This window comes from Agromyces sp. PvR057, assembly GCF_040547485.1.
GTDB lineage: Bacteria > Actinomycetota > Actinomycetes > Actinomycetales > Microbacteriaceae > Agromyces.
In genome coordinates this window covers 234,503-249,723 of the sequence record NZ_JBEPPT010000006.1, presented here as the reverse complement: position 1 = coordinate 249,723, position 15,221 = coordinate 234,503, and the positions used below count along the sequence as shown (strand labels likewise).

Genomic DNA, 15,221 nt, shown 5'->3' with positions numbered 1-15,221 from the left:
GGGTGTTGGTAGGATCGAACGATGTCACTGCGCCGTGGGATCGTTCGGCATCGCCGAGCGCACGCCACCCGCACCCCGAGCGGTACGGGCCCTGATCGAGCCCGAAACTCGGCCCCACGCGGCCTCAGCCGCAGGGTCATCGGGTTCGGCGCGGCCGGTGTGCTGGCGCTCTGCGCGCTCGGCGCGACCGCCGGAGTGCACGCGGCAGGCGGCGACGACGCGTCGCCCGCGGTGATCCTCGCCAAGGTGCTCGGCACCGATCGCGCGGCCGACGGCGACGTCGGCACCGACGCGTCCGGCGTTCGCCCGGTCGGCGGTGCGACCGACGCCGACGAACCGGGCGACGCGCCCTCCGACCAGGCCCCGCCGACCGCGCCCGCGCCGCCCGCCGCGCCGGCCCCGACCCCCGCGCCCGGCACCGACCCCGTCGTGCCCGGACCGCCGACCGAGCCCCTCGACCCGAGCGATCCGATGTCGCCCGAGTACAACCCGTACCTCACGGTCGGCGACCCCGCCTATGTCGACGACGACGAGAGGTCGGCCTGGCTCGGCCGCGAGGCGGTCGTGCGATCGTGCATGGCCGACGCGGGCTTCGAGTACCTCGACTGGCAGTGGTGGCTCGGCGGCAGTCCGGAGCCCGTCGGACTCTCGGGCGACGAGACGGCCGCCTGGTCGAACGCGCTGCGCGGCTCCCCGGAGACCGGTGCCGGATGCCGCGCCCAGGCCCAGCGCGAGGCCGAGGCCGCCGTGGCCGCCGGCACGCCCCTCAGCGCGCCGGTGCCGCCTCCGCCCGGTCCCGAGGTGCCGACCGCGCGTGAGAACTGGCTGGAGTTCCAGGCGGCAGTGCGCTCGTGCATGGCCGAGCTCGGGCTCGAGTACGGCTACTGGGAGAACTGGAACCCCGCGTACGACTCGTCGAACGGCTCCCCGGCGATGCCGTCCGGCCTGGGCGAAGCCGAGGTCGGCGAGTGGAACCTCGCCGCGTTCGGCGACCCGAGCGACACGAACGCCGGCGGCGGATGCTGGGCGACCGGGCTGGGCGCCAGCGGCTTTCGCACGTTCGACTGAGCGACTGATCGACTGATCGACGCTCGGCGCTCGCGGCCCATCGCATCGGGGACATCCCTGTTCCTCCTCGAGTCGGCCGGGGATAGCCTGAGAGATCGGGCAGCACGCAGCGAGGAGGTCGCGATGACGGTGGCGAAGACGACGGCCCTGGTCGGTGCGGTGCTCGCCGGTGCGCTCGCGTTGAGCGGCTGCGCGGGCTCGTCGGCCACGGACGCCGACGCGTCGAGCGCGAGCTCCGCCCCCGCGTCCCCGACACCGACACCGACACCGACGCCGTCGCCGACCGCGTCGGCGGGCCAGGTCGGCGCCGACGGGGGCGGTGACGCCGGCGCCAAGGTCGCGGCGCGCGACCAGGAGCAGTTCTCCGATGACACGGCGGTCGCGACGCCGTGCGTCGACGAGCAGCTTCGGCTCGTGGTCGAGCCGCTTCCCGACGAATCGGGTGCCGGGTCGTTCGGCTTCCAGCTCGTCTTCACGAACGCCTCGACTCTCGGCTGCACCTTCGACGGCTGGCCGGGGCTCATCGCGATCGACGCCGCCGGCGCGGAGGTCGGGTGGCCGGCGTACGCCGACGCGAGCCCCTCCGCCCTCGTCGTGCTCGCCGCCGACGGCGGTGTCGCGACCGCGCATGTTCGCGGCTCCCAGGCCGGAGCGTTCGGCTGCACGCCCATCGAGGCCGCGGGGCTGCGGGCGCGCAGCACGTCCGACGGCGCCGGTGCTGGCATCGACGCGCCCTACGCGATCACCGTCTGCGACGGGCAGACCTCGACGATGACCATCTCGCCGCTCGTCGCCGGCTGAGATTCCCGCGGGCGGTGCGCCCGTTACGCCGAGAGGTCGACGACGGTTCCGTTGCGTTCGGCCGCGCCCGCGGCATCCGTGTTCCAGAGGTCGACGACGGATGCCGCGAGCCGCCCCTCGAGTCCCTCGAGCGACCGCACGCGGAAGGTGACGGCCGCGGCCGGCGCCTCGGCCTTCGCGATCCCCTGCGCGAGCGAGCGCATCCACGACTCGCTCGCGGCCTTGACGGCCGTGTAGTTCGCGCCGCCCGCGGTGGGCGCCTCGACGGTCGTCGACGAGACCATCGCGATACGACCTGCGGGCGAGGCGAGCAGGTCGTCCCAGAACGCGCGGCTCACGTATCGCAGCGCCGTGAACGAGCGCTCGAGCACGCGGTAGTCCTCTTCGGACTGCCCGGGGATGCCGCCGCCGCCGCGCCATCCGCCGACGAGGTGGATCACGCCGTCGACGTCGCCGACCCCGGCGTGCACGCGCATCGCGAGCTCGAGCACGTCGTCGCCGTCGGTGAGGTCGGCGCGCTCGCCGATGACGCCCGGGATCTCGGCCTCGAGGGCGTCGATGCGGCCCTGGTCGCTGCCGACCGCCACCACTCGGGCGCCGGCGTCGAGCAGGGACCGTGCGAGCACGCGGCCGGAGGCGCTCGTCGCCCCCGCGATCAGGATGGTTCGGCCGGCGAGGCCGGTGGGCTGATCGGTCATGTCGGATCCCCTTCGAGCTTCTCGGAGTCAGGCGAACGGACGCTGCTCAGCACGGAATCCGCAATCCGGTCCTGAGCAGCGTACGTCGTCCTGTGGTGCGGCCGTCAGGCGTCGGCGCCCGTGATGCCGACCGTCGACTCGATGACGGGCTTCATCTTCTTGTCGAGCGCCTCGTAGAACATCGACAGCGGGAACTCGTCGTCCATCACGAGGTCGGTGTAGCCCTTCGGCGGACCGGCGAGCACCTCGCGGGGCAGGCCCTCGGCCCACACCGACGCCGGGTTCGGCGTCACGACGCTCGTCACCAGGTCGTACGCGGCGAGCCAGTGCACGGTCTTCGGGCGGTCGATCGACTTCCAGTAGAGCTCGTCGATGGCGTCGCCGAGCTCGACCACGGCATCGGGCACGGCGTCCCAGTCGAAGCTCAGCGAGACATCCGTCCACTCGAGCACGTGCTTGCGATGCAGCCACGCGAACAGCAGCTGGCCGCCGAGCCCGTCGTAGTTGCGCACGCGCGAACCCGTGATGGCGAAGCGGAAGATGCGGTCGAAGATCACCGCGTACTGCACGAGCTTGGCGTGCTCGAGCAGCTGGGCCTCGACGTCGGAGAGCGGTTCGGCCGAGCCGGCTTCGGTGCGCGCCGTCGCTGCGCGCGCCCGAAGCGTGCGCTCGATCTTCACCGACTCGCGGAACGCGGTGAGGTCGCACCGCAGCTCCTCGAGCGAGTAGAGGAAGAACGGCATGCGCTGCTTGATCATGAACGGGTCGAACGGCAGGTCGCCGCGCATGTGCGTGCGGTCGTGGATGATGTCCCACATCACGAACGTGCGCTCGGCGAGCTCCTGGTCGTCGAGCAGCGCAGCCGCGTCGGCGGGCAGCTCGAGCTTCGTGATCTCGGATGCCGCGCGCACGACCTTGCGGTACCTGGCCGCCTCGCGGTCCTGGAAGATCGCGCCCCACGTGAACGGCGGGATTTCGCGCATCGCGACGGTCTCGGGGAACAGCACGGCCGAGTTCGTGTCGTAACCGGGCGTGAAGTCGACCAGGCGCAGCGAGACGAACAGCTTGTTGCCGTAGTCGCCTGCCTCGAGGGCGGCGATGAACTCGGGCCAGATCGTCTCGACCAGGAGGGCCTCGACATGCCGGTCGGGCGACCCGTTCTGGGTGACCATCGGGAAGACCACGAGGTGGCGGATGCCGTCGATGCGGTGCTGCTGCGGCTGGAACGCCAGGAGCGAGTCGAGGAAGTCGGGCACGCCGAACCCCTCGGCCTGCCACCGTCGGAAGTCGACGACGGATGCCGCGAGGTAGTCGGCCTCGTGAGGGAACCGCGGTGCGAGCGCGTCGATCGACGCGACGATCGTGTCGGCGAGCTCGTCGGCGCGGGCGTGGTCGGCGGCCTCGGGAACCGAGCCGTCCTTCACCTGGAGCGACTGCAGCTCGGTGGCCGCGGCCTTCAGCGCGAGCCACGCCGGGTCGTGCTCGACGCCGTGCGCGAGGGCGAGGTCGGCCTCGGTGACGGCGTCTTCGAGGACCTCGGGTTCGCCGATGATGGCGTCGGCGGTGGTGCTCGACATATGAACCTCCGTTCCTCGGGAATCGTGCCGATCGGCACTGGACGCGCAGTGGGAATCGCCGCGCGGTTCAAGGCTACGAGGCATTCCGGTGCGATTGGTTGACAACCGGCGCACGAATGCTGCGTTGGCGCGCGATTCGGCGGAACGGATCGCCGGGCGGCGGAACATGCGTGCGCAGGGTGGTCGGAGGCGTGGCGGAGGCCGCGAGCCGGCCGCGGTCCCGCGACGACGCGGTGCGCGTCGAGCCGGGTGCGTCCTGCCGTCGCCGTGGGTCGCCGAAACGTCGTGTCGCCGACTCACCAGGGTTCGTCGGCGCGCGGGAGGAAGGCGCGCACCTTCTCGACGGCGTCGGGGAAGCACTCGTCGAGCACCTCGGTCGCGGTGACCTCGGTGCCGTAGTCGCCCGTGAGGCGCAGCCCGACGACGGTGTTGATGAGCATGCCGATGGCGAAGAAGGTGCGGGCCTCGTCGGCTGAGAATCCGCCCTCGTCGCGGGCGAAGCGCCACAGGCTGCTGAAGCCCTCGCGGGCCACCCGGCCGATCTCGGCCTCGCCGCCCATCGCGGTCGAGCCGGCGATCACCGGGAGCATGCCGCGCTCGACGAGCAGGCCGGTGTAGGCGGCGCCGAGGCGCTCGCCGCGGGTCTCGACGGGGCCGGGGAGGGCCTGCCGGAACGCCTCGAGCACGTGGTCGTAGGCCCGCTGGATGACCTCGATGTAGAGCTTCTCCTTCGTGCCGAACAGGCGCACGACGTAGGGCTGGCTCACGCCGGCCGCGCGGGCCACCTCGTCGGTCGTGGTGCCGACGTAGGTCTTGGCGCCGAAGACGGCGGTGGCCGCGACGAGGATCTGCTCGCGCCGATCGACCGCGCTCATCCGGCCGGGTGCGGCGTTCTGGGCGGCGGGTGCGGCGGCTTCGACGGTCATGCTTGACATGTTATCAGTCGATTACTACAGTGCAGGAAGTCGTAAGTAATCATCCGATAACAACAACCTCGAACCCAAGGAGTCGTGCCATGTCCACCACGGCCGAACCGACCTCGATCACCTCGGAAGACCAGGCGACGGACGCCGAGCGCGCGCCGGCCACCGCCGCGAACGCCGGTGCGGGCGGCGGGTCCGACCCCGGCGCCCCCACGTCCGGCCGTCGCCCGCGTGCGCTCTGGCTCGTCCTGCTCGCCTCGGCGCTGCCGATGTTCATGGCGACGCTCGACAACCTCGTGATGACGAACGCGCTGCCCGTGCTGCACGCCGACTTCGGGGCATCCGTCGAAGAGCTGCAGTGGTTCATGAACGCGTACACGCTCGCGTTCGCGAGCACGATCCTCATGGCCGTGGCGCTCGGCGACCGGTACGGTCGCCGCACGGTCTTCGTCATCGGCATCGTCGTGTTCACCCTGAGCTCGGCGCTCGCGGCGCTCGCGACCGATCCGGGGCAGCTCATCGCCGCTCGCGCAGCCCAAGGCTTCGGCGCGGCGGCGATCATGCCGCTCTCGCTCACGCTCCTCGCCGGGTCCGTCTCGCTCGCACGCCGCCCGCTCGCAATCGGCATCTGGGGCGGCGTCGCCGGCCTCGGCGTCGCGGTCGGGCCGCTGATCGGCGGCGCGGTCATCGAGGGCTGGTCATGGCAGGCGATCTTCTGGATCAACGTGCCCGTCGGCGTGGCCTCGGTCGTGCTCGCCCTGCTCGCGCTGCCGAACAGCTTCGGCGCCCGCCTCCGCGCCGACCTCGTCGGCCTGCTGCTCTCCGGGCTCGGCCTGCTCGCGCTCGTCTACGGCATCGTGCGCGGCAACGACGCGGGGTGGGACAGCGCCGAGGTGCTCGCGGGCCTGATCGGCGGCGGCGTGCTGCTGCTCGCCTTCGTGTTCTGGGAGACCCGCGCGTCGGCGCCGCTCCTGCCGCTGCGACTGTTCCGCGACCGCAGCTTCTCCGTCGCGAACGTCATCGGCTTCGGCTTCAGCTTCGGCGCGTTCGGGTCGATCTTCATCCTGATCCAGTTCCTGCAGGTCGTGCAGGGTGCGAGCCCGTTCGAGGCGGCGCTGCAGACCTCCCCGTGGACGCTCGCGCCCATGGTCGTGGCCCCGCTCGCCGGCATCTTCGCGCCGCGGGTCGGCACCCGCACGCTCATCGTCGCCGGACTCGCGCTGCTCGGCGGCGCGCTGTTCTGGCTGACGACCCTGCTCGACCCGGGCGTCGAGTACGCCGCGTACGTCGCGCCGTTCATCGTCGCGGGCGTCGGCATGGGCCTCGTGTTCGCGCCGTCGGCGACCGCCGTGCTGGCGACCATGGCGCCCGTCGACCACGCCAAGGCGAGCGGCACGAACTCGATGGTCCGCGAGGTGGGCGTCGCGCTCGGCATCGCGGTGTCGACGGCCGTGTTCACCGGGGCCGGCGGCGAGCTCGTGCCCGACCTCTACACGGTGGGTGCCCAGCCCGCCGTCGCCGTCGGCGCGGCCGTGCTGCTCGCCTCGGCGGCGATCGGACTGCTGCTCCCGTCGGGTCGGCGTTCGGTCGCCTCGGTCGAGTAGCGCCGGGGCGCCTCCTCGACCGGCGGGTCGGAGACGCGGGTCGCCGGCACGACGAAGCCCCCGCCCGGATGCACCGGGCGGGGGCTTCTGCGCGTGGGTCAGTACGTGCTGGTCACGGCGCTCGTCGTTGCGAGCACCGAGAAGAAGACGATCGTGAGGATGATGCCGATCACGATCGACGCGAAGCCGATGATGACGGCGGCGAGGGCGAGGCCGCGGCCGCGTTCGCCGGTCTTCTTGACCTGGCTGAGGCCGATGAAGCCGAGCACGATCGCGACGACGTTGAAGCCGATGATCGACAGCACGAAGCCGACGATCGACAGCACGTTCCACTTCTCGGACGGCGTGACCGGGCCAGCGGGCTGCGCGGCGGGGACGGGGGCGGGAGGCAGGTCAGACATGCGGGGCATCCTTTTCGGTTGGAGCGATGGTGATCGCCGGATGCAGCGTGGCAGGTCTGGCGGTCGCCCGTCAATGGGGAGTACTCTGCGCCCGTCACGCGATGACGTGCGGCGTCACGCGCTCCGCGCCGGCGAGGCGAGCACCGCGGCGATCGCATCGGGCACGCGGTCGTCCTGGAGCGAGGTGGTGTCGCCGAGCGGACGACCCTCGGCGAGGTCCACGAGCAGCCGTCGCATGATCTTGCCGGAGCGGGTCTTCGGCAGGTCGGCGACGAACACGACCTCGCGCGGCTTCGCGATCGGGCCGATCGCCGTCGCGACATGGGATCGAAGCGATGCGGCGCGAGCCGCGGCATCCGTCGACGTGCCGATCGCACCGATGAGGGCGTCGGATGCCACGACGAACGCCACGATCGCCTCGCCCGTCGTGGCGTCGGAGACGCCGACCACCCCGGCCTCGCCGACGGACGGGTGGGCGACGAGGGCGGACTCGATCTCGATCGTGGACAGCCGATGGCCCGACACGTTGATGACGTCGTCGACCCGGCCGAGGAGCCAGATGTCGCCGTCGGCGTCGACCTTCGCGCCGTCGCCCGAGAAGAAGTATCCGCGATCGGCGAAGCGCGCCCAGTAGGAGTCGCGGTACCGCTCGGGGTTGCCCCAGACGGTGCGGGCCATGCCCGGCCAGGTGCCGTCGACGACGAGGTACCCGCCATGGCCGGGTGCGACATCCGCCCCCTGCTCGTCGACGACGCGCGTCGTGAGCCCGGGCAGGGCTCGCAGCGAGGAGCCGGGCTTCAGCGTCGAGACGCCGGGCAGCGGGGCCATGACGGCCGCGCCGGTCTCGGACTGCCACCACGTGTCGACGATGGGCGCCGCGCCCGCGCCGACCTGCTCGCGGAACCACATCCAGGCCTCGGGGTTGATGGCCTCGCCGACCGACCCGAGGAGTCGGATCGACGACAGGTCGTAGCCGCCGTCGGCCGTGCCGGGCACGCCATCGGGGAACCAGGTCATGAGCGAGCGGATGAGCGTTGGCGCCGTGTAGTACGTGGTGACGCCGTAGCGCTCGATGATCTCGAAGTGCCGGCCGGGATGCGGGGTGTTCGGCGTGCCCTCGTAGATGACGCTCGTCGTGCCCGTGAGCAGCGGGCCGTAATGCACGTAGCTGTGCGCCGTGACCCACGCGAGGTCGGCCGTGCACCAGTAGACGTCGTCGGGCTTGGCGTCGAACACCGCCCAGTAGCTGTAGGCGACATGCGCGAGGTAGCCGCCGGTCGTGTGCACGAGCCCCTTGGGCTTTCCGGTCGTGCCGCTCGTGTAGATGATGAAGAGCGGATGCTCCGCGTCGAAGCTCTGCGCTTCGTGCACGTCGGGCTGGCGGGCCACGACCTCGTGCCACCACACGTCGCGCCCCGGCGTCCACGGGAGGTCGGGCGTCTCGTCGCCGGTGCGCCGGATCACGAGCACGTGCTCGACGGAGGCCACGCCCGCGACGGCCTCGTCGACGGCGGCCTTGACCGGCACGGCCGTGCCGCGGCGGAACTGCCCGTCGGTCGTGATCACGAGCTTGGCCTGCGTGTCCTCGACGCGGAAGCGCAGCGCCTCGGCCGAGAACCCGCCGAACACGAGCGAGTGCACGGCGCCGATGCGCGTGATCGCGAGCGTGGCGATGACCGTCTCGAGCAGCACCGGCAGGTAGACGACGACGCGGTCGCCCGCGACGACGCCGAGCTCGGTGAGCGCGTGCGCAGCCCTCGCGACGTCGCGCTGCAGCTCGGCATAGGTGATCGAACGGCGGTCGCCGCGCTCGCCCTCGAAGTGGAAGGCGACCTTGTCGCCGCGACCGGCGTCGACGTGGCGGTCGACGGCGTTCACGCTCGCGTTGAGGCGGCCGCCCGCGAACCACTCGGCGCGGGGCACGCTGAGCTCGCCCGTGTCGCCGCGCTCATCGGCCTGCGCAGTGGGCGTCGCCGGATGCCACGTGTGGGCCGTGTGCCACGGCTCGGTCCAGTCGAGGCGCTCGGCCTGCTGCGACCAGAACGCGATCGGGTCGGCCTCGGCCGCCGCGCGAAGGGCCGCCGCGGCATCCGGTGGGACGTTGGCCTGCGCGGCGAACGCGGGCGGGGCGGGGAAGCGGCGGCGCTCGTCGAGCAGGCCCGAGATGGTCGGGCGGGTCAGCGGGGTCGCCGTCGCCGAGGCGGTCGCTGCGGCATCCGTCACGCCCACTTGCGCACCGCCCAGCGCTCGAAGAGGCCGACGAGGGCGTCGGTGAGCTTGCCGAGGATGGCGAGCAGGATGATCGCCAGGAAGATGCGGTCGATGCGGCCGTTGTTGCCAGAGTCGACGAGGAGGAATCCGAGGCCCATCGAGCTGGCGATGAGCTCGGCGGCGACGAGGAAGAGCCAGGCCTGGGCGAGCGCGAGGCGCAGCGCCGAGATGACCGACGGGACGACCGCGGGCAGCTGCACGGCCGTGAACAGACGGACGCCGCGCAGGCCGAATGCGCGCCCGGCCTCGAGCAGGTGCGTGTCGACGTGGCGCAGCGCGGCGGCGACGATCGTATACACCGGGAAGAACGCGCCGATCGCGATGAGGATGATCTTCGAGTCCTCGCCGATGCCGAACCAGAGGATCAGGAGCGGCACCCACGCGAGCGAGGGAACGGCTCGGACCGCGCCGAGCGTGGGCGAGAAGAGCACGTCGCCGAGCCTCGAGAGCCCGACGAGGGCACCGACCGCGAGGCCGAAGACGGCGCCGATGGCGAAGCCGATGAACACGCGCTGCGTGGAGATGGCGACGTAGAGGCCGAGCAGGCCGCGCTGGGCGAGGTCGACCGCGGCGAGCCACACCATCTCGGGGCTCGGCAGCATGGACACGGGCACCAGGCCGCTCGTCGACACGAGCTGCCAGGTGACGAGCAGCGCGACCGGGATGAGCGCACCGCCGACCACGACGAACCAGCGTCGGTCGACGAGACGGCGTCGCGAGCCCGACCCGATGGGTGACGGACTCGAGCCCGACCCGATGGGTGAGGCGGAGGTGACGGATGCCCCGCGCCCGGCCGCGACCGACGTGTTCGATCCGTTCACGGCCACGCGGATCGCGTCGCTCTCGTGGATCAGGGGACCGGTCGTGGTCGCAGGGGACTGGGGGGCATCCGTCATCTCAGTGGTTCCTACTCGAAGCGCGACGGGTCCGCGGCGGTCGCGAACTCGTCGTTGATGAGGGTGTCGAGCGCCTCGTCGACCTGCTCCTGCGAGGCGACGTCGCCGAGCTCGACGAAGATCGGGCCGATCTTCTCGAGGACCTCGACCTGGGCGTCACCGGGGACGTTGTCGACGTCGAGGTTCGTGCGCTCGTCGATGACCTTCGTGGCGACGGCCTCGTCGAGGCCGGCGACCTCGGCCAGGATGGCCGCGGTCTCCTCGGGGTTCTCCTCAGCCCACGCGCGAGCGTGCTCGTACGCGTCGACGACGGCCTGGGCGACCTCGGGCTTGTTCGCGATGAAGTCCTCGGTCGCGTTCAGGAACCCGTAGGAGTTGAAGTCGACGTTGCGGTAGAAGAGCGTCGCCCCCTGCTCCTCTGCGCCGGCCATGATCGGGTCGAGGCCCGCCCACGCGTCGACCGAGCCGTTCTGGAGGGCCGCCCAGCCGTCGGCATGCTGCAGGTTCTGCACGGTGATGTCCTCAGGAGCGAGGCCCTCGGCCTCGAGCGACTGGAGCAGGAAGAAGTACGGGTCGGTGCCCTTGGTCGCCGCGACCTGCTTGCCCTTGAGGTCCTCGACCGACTCGACGCCCTTGCCGTCGACCGTGACGAGCGCCGCCCACTCGGGCTGCGAGAAGATGTCGATGACCTGGATCGGCGAGCCGTTCGAGCGCGCGAGCAGTGCGGCGGAGCCGGCCGTCGAGCCGACGTCGATCGCGCCGGCACGCAGCGCCTCGTTGGCCTTGTTCGAGCCGGCCGACTGCACCCAGTTGACCGTGAGGCCGGCGTCTTCGAGCCAGCCCTGGTCCTTGATGACGAGGCTCAGGGGGTTGTACGTCGCGAAGTCGATGTTGAGCGTCTGGCCCTCGAGCGAGACGGCCTCGCCGGACTCGGCGGGCGCGGGCTCGGCGGCCTGCCCCTCGCCGGCGACGCAGCCCGACAGCAGCAGGGCGGTGGCGGCGGCACCCGCGACGAGCGCGGATCGCAGGAACGGGATGGAGCGGGGCATGGGATCTCCTCTTCGGGGGTGACGCAGGTGCTGTGGCGCGTCGATGCTGGATGGCGGCGAACGGGGTGGAGCGTCAGTAGGGGTAGTGCGGGATGGTGGTCGTGGACTCGACGCCTCGGGCGCTGCCGTGGCGGTCGATGCCGAGGCCGTCGAGCAGGCGGCCGCGGAGTTCGGCGAGCTCGGCCGAACCGCGGTCGCGCGGTCGGTGGCCGGGCACGACGATGGTCTGCGTGACGACGGCGCCCGGGGTCTCGGCCTCGTGTCCGAGCAGGATCACTCGGTCGGCGAGCTGCAGCGCCTCGTCGACATCGTGGGTGACGAGCAGCACGGTCGCCGGCTCGGCTGCGTGCACGTCGAGCAGGAGGTCCTGCATCTTCAGGCGCGTGAGCGCGTCGAGGGCGCCGAACGGCTCGTCGAGCAGCAGCACGGCGGGATTGCGGGCGAGGGCGCGGGCGAGCGAGGTGCGCTGTGCCATCCCGCCCGACACCTCGCGTGGACGATGGCCGGCGAAGTCGGCGAGGCCGACGAGGTCGAGCAGGCGGGCGACCTGCTCGCGGCCCGACGACGTCGGCGTGCCGCGGGGCAGTCCGAGCGCGACGTTGTTCGCGATCGTGCGCCACGGCAGCAGGCGCGGCTCCTGGAATCCGACGGCGGAGCGGGCGTCGAACGGCCGCACGGGCTCGCCGTCGATGAGGGCGACGCCCTGCGTGGCCTGGTCGAGACCGCCGGCGATGCGCAGGAGCGTCGACTTGCCGCATCCGCTCGGCCCGAGGATCGCGACGATCTCGCCGGCCGCGATCTCGAGGTCGATGTCGCGCAGCACCTGGCGTGCGCCGCCCTGCGACTCGAAGGCGCGGCCGATGCCGCGGAACGAGACGGGGGCGGCCGCGGTCGAACCCGCGCCGGCGCCGGCGCCGGTGCCAGGGCCAGCGCTGGTGCCGGCGCTGATGCCGCTGCCGGCGTTCGTCTGCGCGTTCGTCGACGCTGCGCGAGCGGTGGCGGATGCCGCGGCCATGGCGTCTCCTCGACGTGCGTCGGCTGGTGGGGGTGCATCGACGGTATCCAGCCGGGCAGGCGCTGTCAGGTGGCGGCGACCCGGGGCGTAACACGGCGCGATCTCGGATGACGCCCCGAGTCGTCGAATATCCTGCGATCGGGCTCGTTCTTCGTCGGTGGCAGCGGAAGGGTCTTCGACCCGCAACGAGGCTGTCGGGGTGCACCTTTTCAGGACCACAGCGGTCATGGACGCATATTGCACGTCTGACCGATGTGGTCCTGAAAAGGTGATCGAGCGGGAGGAGTGCCGGGCGCCTACCCGACCGGCGGACGGCGGCGCGCGGCATCCGCTCGCCGGCGCAGCAGCTGGCGCTCACGCTCGTTCGAGGTCATCGTGGCGGCACGCTCGAACTCCGCCGCTGCCGCGTCCCCGCGGCCGACGCGCTCGAGCAGGTCGCCGCGCACGCTCGGCAGGAGGTGATAGCCGCGCAGGGCGGGCAGGTCGGCGAGCTGGTCGAGCAGCGCGAGGCCGGCCGCCGGCCCGTGCGCGCGTCCGAGGGCGACGGCGCGATTCAGCTCGGCGACGGGGGAACCGGTGCGGCGCCCCAGCCGCTCGTAGAGCTCGGCGACCGCGGCCCAGTCGGTGGCGTCGACGGATGCCGCGCGCGCGTGCTCGTCGGCGATCGCCGCCTGGAGCACGTACGGTCCGGGCTCCGCCGCGACGCTGACCGAGGGCTCGGCCGTGAGCAGGGCGTCGGCGCGCGCGAGGGCGTCCTGGCCTCGGCGGATGCGCGCGGCATCCCAGACGCGCCGGTCCTGCGCGTCGAGCAGCACGGGCGTGCCGTCGGGGTCGACCCGCGCCGCCAGCCGCGACGACTGCAGCTCCATCAGCGCGGAGAGCCCGTGCACCTCGGGGTCGTCGGGCACGAGCGCGGTGAGGATGCGCCCGAGGCGCACGGCCTCGTCGCAGAGGGCGGGGCGCATCCAGTCCTCGCCCTCGGTGGCCGAGTAGCCCTCGTTGAAGAGCAGGTAGACGACGCCGAGCACGGCCTGCAGCCGTTCGGCCCGCTCGGTGCCGCTCGGCTCCTCGAGGGCCGCGCCGGCCTCGGCGAGCGTCCGCTTCGCGCGCGACACCCGTTGGGCCACCGTCGACTCGGGGGCGAGGTACGCGCGGGCGATCTCCCTGGTCGAGAGTCCGGCGACGAGCTTGAGCGTGAGGGTGGTCTGCGCCTCCGCCGTGAGCGCGGGGTGGCAGCAGATGAACATGAGCCGGAGCACGTCGTCCTCGACGTGGTCGATGCCCGCGCCGGGGTCGGTGTCGATCGCCTCGTCGAGCTCCCGCGCGAGCACTGCGAACGCGCTGTCGTGCTTCGCGCGTCGACGGAACTCGTCGACGGCTCGTCGCTTGGCGGTCGTCATCAGCCATGCCCCGGGATTGCTCGGGATGCCGGTGGCGGGCCACTGCGCGAGGGCCGCGACGACCGCGTCCTGCGCGACGTCCTCGGCGAGGCCGACGTCGCGCACGACGCGCACCAGCGCGGCGATCAGCCGCGTCGACTCGAGTCGCCAGACCGCCTCGATCGCGGCGCGCGTCGTCTCGTCGTCGCCCACGTGGGCATGAGACCACGCCCACCGCGCGGACGCAAGGCCCCGGCTCGGCGTCCGGCCCTCGACGCATGGCCTCGGGCCCCGGCTCGGTCCGCTCAGTACTCCGCGATCTGGCGGATCTCGACGCTGCCGACGAAGCCCGGCCAGTTGTCGACGTGGATCTGCATCAGTCGCCGCGCGAGTTCCAGCGCCTCCTCGTGCGTGCGCACCTCGACGATCGCGTACCCGCCCACGAGTTCCTTCGCCTCGGTGAACGGCCCGTCGACCGCCTTGATGTTCCCGTCGGCGAGCGAGACGATCGCGCCGGCCGAGCTCGGCAGCAGGCCCTGGCTGTCGATGAGCACGCCGTTCTCGCGGCCCCAGCGGTCGTACTCGGCCATCGCCTCGTACATCGCGGGCGGCGTCTGGCCGTTCTCGTCGGTCGACTTCATCATGCACAGGTAACGCATGGGATTCCTCCTCCATGAGGCGCGCCCGGTCGGCGTGCCCTCACCATAGCGTCGGCGCCGGTCGGCCGTTCTCGACATGGTCGGCGAACTTCTCCGAGCGATTTCCGCGACCGTGTCGAGAACGGATGCCGCGGCGCGACGCCTTGGTGAACGACCCGATCGACCGGGTCGCCGACCGGAAGGACCACACCATGGACACCGCACTTCGTTCCGCCGCCCCCGCCGTGGGCGTCACCCCCTCCCGCGCCCCGGCGCGCGCCACCGACCCGGCGACGAGGGCGCTCGTCTGGGCGGGCGTCGTGGCCGGCCCGCTCTTCGTCGTGGCGGGACTCGTGCAGGCGCTCGCACGTGACGGATTCGACCTGTCGCGGCATCCGCTCAGCCTGCTCTCGCTTGGCGACCGCGGCTTCCTGCAGATCACGAACTTCATCGTGGCGGGCGTGCTCATGCTCGCGTTCGCGGTCGGCGCTCGCCGCAGCCTCGGCGACGGTCCGGGTCGTGTCTGGGCCCCGGTGCTGTTCGGACTGTACGGCGTCGGGCTCGTGCTCGGCGGCGCGTTCACGGCCGACCCGGCGCTCGGGTTCCCGGCGGGCACGCCCGACGGCTCCCCGACGGAGTGGACGTTCCACGGCGGCGTGCACGCGTTCGCCGCACCGCTCGCGTTCCTCGCGCTCGTGGCCGTGACGTTCGTCGTGGCGAGTCGCCTGCGGTGGGAGGGGCATCGCACTGCCGCGGCCTGGTCGATCGTGATCGGTCTCGCGTGTCTCGTGCTGTGCGTGCCGTTCGGGCCGGCGATGAGCATCCGCCTGTTCGTCGGCGTCGCGCTCGGGTTCGCGTGGATCACGGCCTACGCGGCGTCGCTGCTGCGGCGCTGAGCCCG

General features: G+C 72.2%; 14 protein-coding genes. 4 read left to right on the top strand and 10 right to left on the bottom strand.

Translation table 11 applies throughout. The features are described 5' to 3' along the window. Positions 1-21: 21 nt before the first annotated feature. Complete coding sequence (locus tag ABIC29_RS18580; protein WP_354247894.1) at positions 22-1,068, top strand: hypothetical protein; 1,047 nt, start codon at positions 22-24, stop codon at positions 1,066-1,068. A 123-nt stretch (positions 1,069-1,191) separates the two neighbouring features. Beyond that, complete coding sequence (locus tag ABIC29_RS18575; RefSeq protein WP_354247891.1) at positions 1,192-1,869, top strand: DUF4232 domain-containing protein; 678 nt, start codon at positions 1,192-1,194, stop codon at positions 1,867-1,869. Between the two features lie 23 nt (positions 1,870-1,892). Here ABIC29_RS18575 and ABIC29_RS18570 read toward each other — a convergent pair whose 3' ends face one another. From ABIC29_RS18570 to ABIC29_RS18560, 3 genes are all read right to left on the bottom strand, one after another. Then, positions 1,893-2,567, bottom strand: a complete 675-nt coding sequence (locus tag ABIC29_RS18570; protein WP_116085939.1) for an SDR family NAD(P)-dependent oxidoreductase — start codon at positions 2,565-2,567, stop codon at positions 1,893-1,895. A gap of 104 nt (positions 2,568-2,671) precedes the next feature. Next, complete coding sequence (locus tag ABIC29_RS18565) at positions 2,672-4,144, bottom strand: DUF6421 family protein (protein WP_116085936.1); 1,473 nt, start codon at positions 4,142-4,144, stop codon at positions 2,672-2,674. A 296-nt stretch (positions 4,145-4,440) separates the two neighbouring features. After that, positions 4,441-5,070: a TetR/AcrR family transcriptional regulator gene (locus ABIC29_RS18560; RefSeq protein ID WP_354247888.1), complete on the bottom strand. Its 630-nt coding sequence runs from the start codon at positions 5,068-5,070 to the stop codon at positions 4,441-4,443. An 89-nt stretch (positions 5,071-5,159) separates the two neighbouring features. Here ABIC29_RS18560 and ABIC29_RS18555 point away from each other — a divergent pair, with 89 nt between their 5' ends. After that, positions 5,160-6,671 carry an MFS transporter gene (locus tag ABIC29_RS18555; RefSeq protein WP_116085931.1) on the top strand — a complete coding sequence of 504 codons (1,512 nt, stop codon included), beginning with the start codon at positions 5,160-5,162 and terminating at the stop codon, positions 6,669-6,671. 98 nt (positions 6,672-6,769) lie between these two features. On the opposite strand, the gene ABIC29_RS18550 is transcribed toward ABIC29_RS18555, so the two are convergent. The 7 genes from ABIC29_RS18550 to ABIC29_RS18520 all read right to left on the bottom strand — a co-directional run bounded on the left by ABIC29_RS18550 (position 6,770) and on the right by ABIC29_RS18520 (position 14,341). Then, complete coding sequence (locus ABIC29_RS18550; protein WP_116085929.1) at positions 6,770-7,072, bottom strand: DUF4190 domain-containing protein; 303 nt, start codon at positions 7,070-7,072, stop codon at positions 6,770-6,772. Between the two features lie 114 nt (positions 7,073-7,186). After that, the gene (gene acs, locus ABIC29_RS18545) at positions 7,187-9,238 is read right to left on the bottom strand and encodes an acetate--CoA ligase (RefSeq protein ID WP_354247945.1); all 2,052 of its coding nucleotides are present in this window, start codon (positions 9,236-9,238) and stop codon (positions 7,187-7,189) included. 53 nt (positions 9,239-9,291) lie between these two features. After that, the gene (locus tag ABIC29_RS18540; protein ID WP_116085926.1) at positions 9,292-10,239 is read right to left on the bottom strand and encodes an ABC transporter permease; all 948 of its coding nucleotides are present in this window, start codon (positions 10,237-10,239) and stop codon (positions 9,292-9,294) included. Positions 10,240-10,250: 11 nt separating this feature from the next. Further along, positions 10,251-11,288: an aliphatic sulfonate ABC transporter substrate-binding protein gene (locus ABIC29_RS18535; RefSeq protein WP_116085923.1), complete on the bottom strand. Its 1,038-nt coding sequence runs from the start codon at positions 11,286-11,288 to the stop codon at positions 10,251-10,253. 73 nt (positions 11,289-11,361) lie between these two features. Continuing rightward, positions 11,362-12,303, bottom strand: a complete 942-nt coding sequence (locus tag ABIC29_RS18530) for an ABC transporter ATP-binding protein (protein ID WP_116085921.1) — start codon at positions 12,301-12,303, stop codon at positions 11,362-11,364. A 296-nt stretch (positions 12,304-12,599) separates the two neighbouring features. Beyond that, a complete protein-coding gene (locus ABIC29_RS18525; RefSeq protein ID WP_116085918.1) occupies positions 12,600-13,895 on the bottom strand; it encodes an RNA polymerase sigma factor in 1,296 nt (431 codons plus the stop codon). A gap of 92 nt (positions 13,896-13,987) precedes the next feature. Next, positions 13,988-14,341, bottom strand: coding sequence for a YciI family protein (locus ABIC29_RS18520; RefSeq protein ID WP_158551880.1), 354 nt, complete (start codon positions 14,339-14,341; stop codon positions 13,988-13,990). A gap of 191 nt (positions 14,342-14,532) precedes the next feature. Between ABIC29_RS18520 and ABIC29_RS18515 the strand changes: the two genes are divergently transcribed. After that, positions 14,533-15,216, top strand: a complete 684-nt coding sequence (locus tag ABIC29_RS18515) for a DUF998 domain-containing protein (protein WP_158551879.1) — start codon at positions 14,533-14,535, stop codon at positions 15,214-15,216. Positions 15,217-15,221 lie beyond the last annotated feature (5 nt).

Excerpts from the sequence above, each read along its gene's own strand:
- ABIC29_RS18580 (WP_354247894.1), top strand. The coding sequence starts at position 22 with ATGTCACTGCGCCGTGGGATCGTTCGGCATCGCCGAGCGCACGCCACC.
- ABIC29_RS18575 (WP_354247891.1), top strand. The coding sequence starts at position 1,192 with ATGACGGTGGCGAAGACGACGGCCCTGGTCGGTGCGGTGCTCGCCGGT.
- ABIC29_RS18570 (WP_116085939.1), bottom strand. The coding sequence starts at position 2,567 with ATGACCGATCAGCCCACCGGCCTCGCCGGCCGAACCATCCTGATCGCG.
- ABIC29_RS18565 (WP_116085936.1), bottom strand. The coding sequence starts at position 4,144 with ATGTCGAGCACCACCGCCGACGCCATCATCGGCGAACCCGAGGTCCTC.
- ABIC29_RS18560 (WP_354247888.1), bottom strand. The coding sequence starts at position 5,070 with ATGACCGTCGAAGCCGCCGCACCCGCCGCCCAGAACGCCGCACCCGGC.
- ABIC29_RS18555 (WP_116085931.1), top strand. The coding sequence starts at position 5,160 with ATGTCCACCACGGCCGAACCGACCTCGATCACCTCGGAAGACCAGGCG.
- ABIC29_RS18550 (WP_116085929.1), bottom strand. The coding sequence starts at position 7,072 with ATGTCTGACCTGCCTCCCGCCCCCGTCCCCGCCGCGCAGCCCGCTGGC.
- ABIC29_RS18540 (WP_116085926.1), bottom strand. The coding sequence starts at position 10,239 with ATGACGGATGCCCCCCAGTCCCCTGCGACCACGACCGGTCCCCTGATC.
- ABIC29_RS18535 (WP_116085923.1), bottom strand. The coding sequence starts at position 11,288 with ATGCCCCGCTCCATCCCGTTCCTGCGATCCGCGCTCGTCGCGGGTGCC.
- ABIC29_RS18530 (WP_116085921.1), bottom strand. The coding sequence starts at position 12,303 with ATGGCCGCGGCATCCGCCACCGCTCGCGCAGCGTCGACGAACGCGCAG.
- ABIC29_RS18520 (WP_158551880.1), bottom strand. The coding sequence starts at position 14,341 with ATGCGTTACCTGTGCATGATGAAGTCGACCGACGAGAACGGCCAGACG.
- ABIC29_RS18515 (WP_158551879.1), top strand. The coding sequence starts at position 14,533 with ATGGACACCGCACTTCGTTCCGCCGCCCCCGCCGTGGGCGTCACCCCC.